This is a genomic window from Moorena sp. SIO4A5 (genome assembly GCF_010672005.1).
Taxonomy (GTDB): Bacteria; Cyanobacteriota; Cyanobacteriia; order Cyanobacteriales; family Coleofasciculaceae; genus Moorena.
This window is the reverse complement of record NZ_JAAHHZ010000130.1, coordinates 7,167-16,911: the sequence shown is the minus strand read 5'-3', so window position 1 is coordinate 16,911 and position 9,745 is coordinate 7,167. Positions and strand designations below refer to the sequence as shown.

10 protein-coding genes are annotated in these 9,745 nt (G+C 41.8%); 7 read left to right on the top strand and 3 right to left on the bottom strand.

What is annotated here, in order from left to right; genetic code table 11:
* The 4 genes from F6K57_RS27770 to F6K57_RS27755 all read left to right on the top strand — a co-directional run.
* Positions 1–580: DNA cytosine methyltransferase (locus F6K57_RS27770; protein ID WP_293071640.1), on the top strand; the 580-nt coding region annotated here is incomplete at its 5' end.
* A 37-nt stretch (positions 581–617) separates the two neighbouring features.
* On the top strand, positions 618–770 hold the full coding sequence (locus F6K57_RS27765) for a hypothetical protein (protein ID WP_293071639.1): 153 nt from the start codon (positions 618–620) through the stop codon (positions 768–770).
* Positions 733–1,764: a restriction endonuclease gene (locus tag F6K57_RS27760; protein ID WP_293071638.1), complete on the top strand. Its 1,032-nt coding sequence runs from the start codon at positions 733–735 to the stop codon at positions 1,762–1,764. The genes F6K57_RS27765 and F6K57_RS27760 overlap by 38 nt, the downstream gene beginning before the upstream one ends.
* A gap of 90 nt (positions 1,765–1,854) precedes the next feature.
* Positions 1,855–2,049 carry a DUF433 domain-containing protein gene (locus F6K57_RS27755; protein ID WP_293071637.1) on the top strand — a complete coding sequence of 65 codons (195 nt, stop codon included), beginning with the start codon at positions 1,855–1,857 and terminating at the stop codon, positions 2,047–2,049.
* 42 nt (positions 2,050–2,091) lie between these two features.
* Here F6K57_RS27755 and F6K57_RS27750 read toward each other — a convergent pair whose 3' ends face one another.
* Both F6K57_RS27750 and F6K57_RS27745 read right to left on the bottom strand, forming a co-directional pair.
* Entirely contained in the window at positions 2,092–3,441 is a 1,350-nt protein-coding gene (locus F6K57_RS27750) for a GTPase (protein WP_293071636.1), read from the bottom strand.
* A gap of 398 nt (positions 3,442–3,839) precedes the next feature.
* Positions 3,840–5,486 (bottom strand): hypothetical protein, encoded by a 1,647-nt coding sequence (locus F6K57_RS27745; protein ID WP_293071635.1) that lies wholly within the window; start codon positions 5,484–5,486, stop codon positions 3,840–3,842.
* A gap of 620 nt (positions 5,487–6,106) precedes the next feature.
* On the opposite strand from F6K57_RS27745, the gene F6K57_RS27740 reads away from it, so the two are divergent.
* Positions 6,107–6,229, top strand: coding sequence for a hypothetical protein (locus F6K57_RS27740; RefSeq protein ID WP_293071634.1), 123 nt, complete (start codon positions 6,107–6,109; stop codon positions 6,227–6,229).
* A gap of 53 nt (positions 6,230–6,282) precedes the next feature.
* On the opposite strand, the gene alaS is transcribed toward F6K57_RS27740, so the two are convergent.
* Positions 6,283–8,913: an alanine--tRNA ligase gene (alaS, locus tag F6K57_RS27735; protein WP_293071633.1), complete on the bottom strand. Its 2,631-nt coding sequence runs from the start codon at positions 8,911–8,913 to the stop codon at positions 6,283–6,285.
* Between the two features lie 192 nt (positions 8,914–9,105).
* Between alaS and F6K57_RS27730 the strand changes: the two genes are divergently transcribed.
* Both F6K57_RS27730 and F6K57_RS27725 read left to right on the top strand, forming a co-directional pair.
* On the top strand, positions 9,106–9,285 hold the full coding sequence (locus tag F6K57_RS27730) for a hypothetical protein (RefSeq protein WP_293024938.1): 180 nt from the start codon (positions 9,106–9,108) through the stop codon (positions 9,283–9,285).
* A 214-nt stretch (positions 9,286–9,499) separates the two neighbouring features.
* Positions 9,500–9,679: a hypothetical protein gene (locus tag F6K57_RS27725; protein ID WP_293071632.1), complete on the top strand. Its 180-nt coding sequence runs from the start codon at positions 9,500–9,502 to the stop codon at positions 9,677–9,679.
* Positions 9,680–9,745: the final 66 nt, after the last annotated feature.

The following is a 9,745-nucleotide window of genomic DNA, read 5'->3' as shown; positions in this document are numbered from 1 at the left end:
TATTCGTGGAAATGCCACACAAATATCCGACCATTACTACCCAATTATTAACGGCATCCAGCTAAAAAGAATTACTGCCTTAAAGCCAGGTCAAACCATGAAGGATTTGCCAGAGGAACTACAGCATCAGTCATTTAAGAAGAGAGCAAATAGGCGCGTTGCTGATGGTATGCCCACAGAAAAGCGAGGTGGAGCGCCATCGGGACTTAAAAGACTGATGGGAAATGAGCCGAGCTTAACCATCACTGGTGCTGCCACAAGAGAGTTAATACACCCAGTGGAAAACAGACCTTTAACGATAAGAGAGGCAGCGCGAATTCAAACGTTTCCAGATGATTTTGTATTTTGTGGGAATGCCTCTCATAAAATCCAGCAAATAGGCAATGCAATTCCACCAATTTTGGCTCGTGTATTTGCTGAACATATCCGTGATAATTATGGCTTCGAGGGCGATCAATACAATGAAGGTCGCATGCTTGGCTTTTTGCTTACAAAGGCAGGAGCTATGAGCCCAGCTTTAAAAAATACAGAAGTTTTGCTTAATAGCCTGATGGAAACCAATAATATCAAGTCAGGTTGAATACCCATAATTAGAGGGAGGGTGGGGAGATGGGGAGATGGGGAGATGGGGAGATGGGGAGATGGGGAGATGGGGAGATGGGGAGATTTTTATTAAGGGTAATTATCCCGACATGATATCAAACCAATCAATACACATTGTTTGGATAATCTATGAAAAATACTGCTTTCATAAAAAACTTGTATTCTAAATGCAAAATGCATGGTTCAGGTGAAGCTCAGGTTATAATATCTGATGGGGAGTTATCGTCACTACTATCTATTGCTATTGATAACCTTGGATGGTCTCACGATGACCTTCAGATTATTAAAGTCAATGTACCAGATGATGACTACTACAATATTCCAATAAGCTGGTTTGATAGCATAGCAGAATCTGATATCAGTGCCGAAGATGTGATCTCAGCACTGACAGCCTGCTTCAATCAGGATAACGATTTTGCGTTATTTATAGAAAACCTCTCTGCTCTTCATCGGCGCAGAGTTAAATATCAAAGAATTCTGTCATCACAGCCTATGTCCAACATGGATCAAATTGGTCCTAGATCACTTCTAGAGTATGGTGGATGCAATACCACTCTTCTGGCGAATTGGATGGTTTGGAGGAAGTGGATTTATGATATCGACAATCGGTCAGCCCAGGAAACTGGCTATTTATTTCAACCTCTATTAGCGAGTTGCTTAGGTGGCAAGCCTGTTGGAGCGAAAAACTCGCCAGTTAAGAGACTTGATGCAAATGGAAATCCTACTAACCAAGGGCGACAAATAGACTGTTTAGTTCCAAGTAATAATAGAACCTATGAACTTAAACTTAGAGTAACAATTGCTGCAAGTGGTCAGGGGAGATTTGGTGAAGAGCTTTCATTTCCTGAAGAAAGCCAAGCTGCTGGTTTTATACCAGTTCTTCTGGTTTTAGATCCAACACCCTCGAATAGGTTAACTGAGTTATCAGAGAAATATCTGGCCTGTGGTGGCGCTTTTTATCACGGAGAAGAAGCGTGGAGGCACATGGAGCAGGAAGCCGGAGAGGTGGTTTCTGTTTTTATTGAAAGATACATAAAGCCAGCAATACAGGGCATAGAAGAGATCGAAATTGAATATCCTAAGTCAATAAATTTGCGATGGTCAGATCAAGTGATTGAGATATCAGATGACAGTAGTTCTTATGTTATCAATCGACTATAAGTGCTAACAAAGCACTGCACTACGACCAATATTACCAGCTATAATAAACCCTATATAGCGAGATTAAAATCCATTCTGGAGTAAGGCTATATGTCAGATTTGCTTAAAAGAATTACGATTAATCCAAGACAGTGCGGTGGTCGCCCTTGCATTCGAGGTATGAGAATTAGAGTATCGGATGTACTAGATTTGTTTGGAGCTGGACTTACTGCTGAGCAAATCTTAGCAGAAATGCCTGATTTAGAAGCAAATGATTTGCAGGCAGCGCTTCTCTATGGCTCCTGAGGAGACGACAAGCGCCCCGTCAGCTTTGCTACACATTTCACCTCACAATCTACCTTCTACTTTTTCAAAAAACTGTTTACATTCTTCAAACACCTGTTTTTTCCTTAGTTTCTCCCAAGGAATAGATCTGTTGTCTTGGAAATTTTTAATTGTTTGTAAAAGCCCAACAATGTCTTCCTCTCCTATGGTTGGGCTGTTTCCGTAACCGTGGTAAGACACTCCCCATATAATTGCTAGGCAAGTAGTAGCTATAAAGTTTTTACCATTTTGATCGAGAGAAACTTCTATATTGTTATTTACAGATAATACAGCCCAAATACTTCCTCCCAATAAACCAACAACAGTAGCCCCTACCTGTATACCAACTAGCGCTGCTGGTCCAGCAGCAACACCACCAACAGGCAATCCAATCATAAAACCGATTATCCCACCTATAACACCACCGATTCCAGTCCCAATGCCTGTACCAGCAGCTGCACCATCAACTACATCTTTAGGCTTTGAAAAGTTTTTTTTATGAAAGTTAAGGTCATTAACTCCTTTGAGTGGATCGTCTGCTGCTAAGTCATAAAGGTTTGACACGTTTTCATTAAAATCTTCTAATAACTGTTTAACTTCATTACGTATTTCATCAATGAGATTATTTTCTGGTGAAGTGTTATCAATACCCTTTTGTCTTTTGACTTTGCTGCATCCTTGGATACAGTCATGCATTAAATATGAAGCTTCCCTTAAAATTTCCAGTTGTCTATTTCTGAAATTTGCAAGGTCTATGCGATATCTTTCTTTCTTTTGACCAGACAATAAATTTTCTACATAGCTATAAATCCGAGTCACTTTGGAAGGGTCATCCCACCAACCATCAAACATAATGTAATTAGTGATATGGTTTCGTTTAAAAAAATCTTCCCACTGAGTTATTCGTTCGACATGCTGTTCATTTCTTTTTATGCTTTTATTTCCAATGCCAATAATCGGCTTATTTAATTCCTTTAAAAGTTCAATTTCTTGATCATGTCCTGTTTCCGGCACATCATTTAACGTATCGACAACGTATATTACCACATCTGCTTCTTGCTCTACTCCTTCTATTGCTATTAGGTCATATTTCATCCTATCAACATTTGGAAATATGTTTGCTAATATCTCTGGATAAAGCCCTTGTTTTTTAGCTCTCATATAGGCTAAACAAGAATCTGGAACCTCAAAACCTGGACAATCAAGGAACCAGGCTTGCATAGTCTCATATGGAATCGTTTCAGTCTTTTTTGTTGCATGTGCTTGGTCAGCAACTAGACCGACATTGCTCTTGGTTAACGTTCTGATCAAAGTTGTTTTACCGGAATTGGTATGACCAGTTACTGCAATAACAGTTTTTTCTGTATTATTCATCAGGTTTTCCTATTCAATCAACTGACATTGTTTTTCATCCACATACTCAATGGGAACAAATTCTAATCCGTGGTAAGCTGAATCACATGTTGATCGTATAACTTTAACTGCCGCTCCTGGTGGCTCTGTGCGGTTACCATCTGGTTTGAATTTGACTGTCCCAGTTACACCTGAGTAACTAAAATTATTTTTCCTTAAGGGCTCTACCGAACTTGCTGTGTAAAAATCTGATCGAATAATTCGTATAATCATTACTGGGCGGGAGTTTGAGTTTTTAAGCGATGCAGCGCGGTCTTGGGGGAAACCCCCATGATCGACTGCATCAAGAGATAGAATGATTTTTTATAAATAACCCCTCCCATCAGACCTAGTCGGCAATAAGCGCGGTTTTATACACACTATCTTCGGTAGAGCCTCCTTAAGGCTTCTTGTAACTTGAATCGATTGGGGTTTGGTAAAGTCTCCAGAGCCTTAGCAATGGTCCTGATGGCATCGTATGCATCGGATGCAGTGGCTGTTCTCCAGTTTATCTGAGTTTTTGAAGCTTGATCGCAAAAGGCTTCTCCCTCAGGAGTATCTACACACCCTTCCAAGGGTTCCCCATCATAATAAGCTATAAACTTCGATAATACACTTTCACTCTCGTTATGATCATCGGCAATCATGATCCTCAGCGGTCTACCATTTATCTTAGCTTGGGAGTTATTGATATAGCCTTGAGCTTGAGCAATTCCTCGAAGCATCTCTTTGGCTTTATCTTCGTTTCCTGTGATAGGAATTCCCACAGCAATAGTATAGGGCTTTATATTGGGATCTGTCTTAAGTTTAGCATTATTCCGGTAAATGAAAATTTCTGGATCATCTTGAGATTCCTGCTGCAATGAAATTTTAAAAAATCTTGAAGCTTTGTCGTATTGTTTGTCATGATAGTATTTCATGGCTATCTTTTTATTTGGTGGCGGGAAATCATGAAAAAGACTCTCTTCACCACAACTGATATGATCGTCCATCTTAAGTGGACAAATTTCAGGCTTAGGAACAACAGGATCAGTAACAATTATAAAATCATTAAATACTCTTAGTGATAGATAAGCAAAACCAATTAAAGAAACTACAATCAATAGAGCATATAGTGGATTGGAAAATAGTTTTATCCTAAATCTAATAATACTTATCTTAAGCTGAGTCTTGTCATATGCAGGGATTTTAGACTTAGAATCAAGGAGTTGGTCTAAGTCATTCAATATCTCTTTAGCTGACTGATAGCGAGCTTGGGGCTCATAAAGAATCATTTTGTCTATGATCTTTGCAAATGCATCGCTAATTTGTAAAGGGCTTTTCCCAGGAACGTGATAACGCCATATAGTTTCTTGAGTAGATTGGTGACTAATAAGCTGAGGATGAATCTCAGATCTGATCATCTCAATACAAACAACTCCCAAAGCATATAGATCGTCTCGATACCTCTCTTTATTCCCTTTGGGTGGTTTGTAACGATCATTATATTTGTCTAGAGCAATAGACACCTTGCCGGAAACTATCTGTAGCCCACCGATTTCGTTTAAATCTCCAATATCAAGAAGAGTCAGTTGATCGTCTCCTAAATATATTATGTTAGAAGCCCTAATATTACCCTGAGCTATTTTAGCTTGATGTAATTGATCTAAAATTTCTAGAGATTTTTTTAGAATTTTCTTAACTGTTTTCTCTTGGAAATACTTGCCATTTTTAATCTCTACCTCAATAGTATTCTCTTTTATATAATCTCGAAGTATATAGAAACTATTGCCTTGTTGAAACTGATACTTAATATTGGCTATACCGTTAATTTTCAAAGCCCTTATGTCTTGGACACGTTCACTGAAGAGCTTTTGAGCTTCTTGCATTACCTCTGGTTCTTCAGACAGAGGCTTATATTCTTTGGCTATATAGTGACAAGGTTGGGCCGCTGCACTCTCATCATTTACCTTATAGGTTCTAGAGTAGATTGAAGTTTTATATTCTTTAAGAATACGATAGCTATGTGCTATATATTGTTCAGCCATTAGATAATTATCAATAAACAATAAGCGTTTAATTTATTGCCGAATTTAGACAATCGTACTTACAGATATTATGATGTAAATCTACAGCATTAATCGATGTAAACCTAGTCAGATTATTCAATTTTATCGGTATTATTCCATGAATATAGTGAATTGTAAAGATTAAGATTAGCCTCAGAATTACCTCAAGCAAGATACTGTTGACAATATCCAAATTTAGGCTTTCTAGGGTATAGCTATGATCAACTATTATAGGGTTATTGCTACAATTTTTGCTAAGCAAAGCTTGTAGGGGAAAAATGTAATTTTGATAAAAATGTACAACAATACATTACACTCGATATCTTCTCTTGAAGAATCGTTTCGAGTGTGGTGCCAAGCCTACCTGTAACTCTGCCCTTGTTCATAAGGAAACGGAGGCGAGTGGCAGAAACACCTACTAAATCAGCCCCTTATGCGCTGGAAATTATCATGGCTGAAAAACCATTGCGTCAGCGGTGATAGTATTATAACCGAAATTGGATTAACATGCAAGCGCTAAAAAAAACTATTGCACTAACTCACCAATTACGATGGGTCGGTCAGTGGCTCAAACAAAACTATTGCACTGACGCACTAAATTGTTCACCAGCACACAAAAGAGCGATGCTCTTACAGAGCCGCTACGCGATCGCGTAGCGTGGCTTACGGCCAATCGCTACGCGATCTCACAAATACAACTATTTCCTCAAATCCCCCCTTAATCTCAAATCCCCCCCTTATTAAGGGGGGTTAGGGGGGATCCCCCACTCCAAAATCACTGCAACCCTTCCAACAACTGTTGCAACGCCCTATCAAGAGCTTGCCCTAACTTACTGCCATCTTTTCCACCAGCTTGAGCCAAGTTAGGTCGTCCACCGCCACCACCACCACATATTTTAGCGATCGCACCAATAAACTTCCCAGCCTGCAAGCCTTTCTGATTAACACCCTTACTAAAGGCTGCCACTAAACTCACCTTGTCCGGGCTAGGCACTGAACCCAACACTACTGCACTTTCTCCCAGCTTCTGCTGTAGCTGTTGCGCAACACTTTTTAACCCCTCTGGTTCTACTCCCTCCATCTTCGCTACCAGAACCTTGAACTCACCGACTGACTTAGCTTCCGCTAACAATTGGTCAGATTTTGCCAAAGCCAGTTGTTGCTTGAGGGCATCTAACTGTTTATTAGTCGCCTTGAGTTCCTGTTGTAAATTACTAATGCGTTCAGGTAACTCTTCCGGTTGTGCTTTAAAGCGATCGCATAAATCCTTAACCACCTTATCCCGCACATTCAGATAATCCAGCACTGCCGGTCCAGCCACTGCTTCTATGCGCCTAATCCCAGACGCCACTCCTGCGGAAGAGATAATCTTAAACACGCCAATCTCAGCAGTATTGTTGACATGGGTACCACCACACAATTCCATCGAGACACCAGGGAAATCAATCACCCTGACCTCATCGCCATACTTTTCCCCAAACATAGCGGTTGCGCCCTTAGCCTTAGCTTTTGTCAAGGGCATCACCTCCACATCAGCAGTATGGGCTTCACTAATCCAATTATTAATTTGTGCCTCAATTTGGTCTAACTCTTCCGATGTCAGAGCGCGAGGGCAATTGAAGTCAAAGCGCAAGCGGTCAAAAGCCACCAAAGAGCCTGCCTGAGAGATGCTTGGGTCAACAATTTTTTTCAGAGCCGCTTGCAGTAAATGGGTCGCACTATGGTTAGCTTGAACTCGACGGCGACAAGCCCGGTCAATTTGAGCCGTTACTGTTGTGCCTACCGCTAAATTTCCCCGTTCCACAGTACCGAAGTGGACAAAGAAATCCGATTCCTTCTGAACATCTTCGATGCGAACCAATAGCGCATCCCCAGACAGATAACCGCGATCGCCTATTTGTCCCCCAGATTCGGCATAGAATGGGGTCTGATCCAAAATCACCTGGACCTTACTCCCAGCCCCAGCGGATTCCACAGACTTCCCATCAACTAGCAAAGCCTCTACCTTAGCCATAGACTTGGGTTCAGTGTAACCCAGGAATGCTGTGCTATCGATCTGTTCCCCTAGCTGATCTAAGCTACCCTGTACTGTTAAATCAATCGTTTCATGGGCAACTCTAGCCCGTTCCCGCTGGCGTTCCATTTCCACCTCGAAGCCATCGAGGTCTACCGTTAAGCCCTGTTCTTCAGCAATTTCCTCAGTTAATTCCACTGGGAAACCATAGGTATCATAGAGGGTAAACGCATCTGTGCCAGAAATCTGCTTAGGCTTCTTAGCCAAAATCTCAGCTAGCAGCTTCTCTCCCCGTTCCAGGGTTTTCAGGAATTGAGACTCTTCCCGCTGCATTTCCGCTTGGATAGTTTTTTCCCGTTCCCGCACATTAGGATAAGCTGATTCAGATAATGCGATCGCAGTTTGAGCCACTTCCCAGGTAAATTCCCCATCAATCCCAATCAAACGGCCATGACGCACCACTCTACGGAGCAAACGGCGCAACACATAACCCCGTCCGGTGTTAGAAGCCGTAATCCCATCCGCGATCATATGAACAATTGCCCGGATATGGTCACCAATAACCTTCAGAGAAACCTTCGTCTTCTCATCACTCTTGTTATAGTTAACCCCAGCAATTTCCGCTGCGGTTTTTACAATCGGGAAAATTAAATCAGTTTCATAATTATTCGGCACTTGCTGGAGGATTTGCGCCATCCTCTCCAGCCCCATCCCCGTATCAATATTTTGCTTATCTAACGGAGTGCGGTTACCCTCGGCATCCTGGTTGTATTCCATGAATACCAGGTTATAGAACTCAATAAACCTGGTATCATCTTCCAAGTCAATGCTCTCGTCTCCCAGTTCTGGGTGAAAATCGTAGTAAAGTTCTGAACACGGACCACACGGACCGGTCGGACCCGATTTCCAATAATTATCCTCTTCACCCAAGCGCTGGATGCGATAGGCTGGTATCCCAATTTTATCCCGCCAGATCGCAAACGCTTCATCATCATCCCGAAACACACTGACTACTAAGCGTTCTGGTGGCAAACCGAATACCTCTGTAGAGAGTTCCCATGCCCATGCGATCGCTTGTTCCTTAAAATAATCCCCAAAACTAAAATTCCCCAGCATCTCAAAAAAAGTATGATGCCGTGCCGTGCGTCCCACATTCTCTATATCATTGTTGCGGATACATTTTTGGGAGGTGGTGGCGCGAGGGAATTCCGACTGACGTTGTCCTAGAAAAATCGGTTTAAACGGCAACATTCCCGCAATTGTCAGCAACACCGTCGGGTCTTCCGGTACTAACGAAGCACTTGGCAATACATTGTGTTGCCGTTGGGAGTAGAAATCGAGGAAAGTTTGCCGGATTTCGTTACCGCGCAAATAATTAGGGATATCGGGCATGGTTCTCTACAAGTCAGCTTTAGGCTATGGGCTTATGGGAAGTAAACCCCTATCGCTATATTTATTAATTTACCTATGATCTATTGTGACATAGAACCGAAGGTGAAAGCCCACCCTTTATAGGAGAGCAAACCATTGTGATGCTTGGAGGTTGAAGGTTGATAGCTTGAAGGTTGATAGGTTGAAGGTTGGATGGTTGAAGGTTGGATGGTTGAAGGTTGGATGGTTGAAGGTTGGATGGTTGGAGGTTGGTTGGTTGGAGGTTGGTTGGTTGAAGGTTGGATGGTTGAAGGTTGGATGGTTGAAGGTTGGATGGTTGGAGGTTGGTTGGTTGGAGGTTTGATGGTTGAAGGTTGGATGGTTGAAGATTAGAGGCTTAACAACTGAAAGCCGGATGTATAACTAGCAATCTGTAACGTTAAACCTGTTACATATAACCTGCAACCTGTAACCTGCAACCTGTAACCTTCAACCTGTAACCTTCAACCTGTAACCTGCAACCTGTAACCTTCAACCTGCAACCTTCAACCTGTAACCTTCTACCTGTAACCTGTAACCTTCAACCTGTAACCTTCAACCTGTAACCTTGGCCTTTGGCCACGCTACGCGAACAACCTTCAACCTTCTTAATCTAATCGTTGCAGTTTGTAAAGACTCCTTAACTTTAACAACAAGTATTCGTAATCTCCAGAAAGCCGTGTTAGCTTTAAAGAGTGGAAGTCATCCTTCAGAGAAAAACCTGAAGCCAAAACCTAAATGGGCATAGATAAGATGATTTCTAGCGGTCTATGACCCAGCCACAGTAGGCACCAATCGAACATAGCATCAAGTG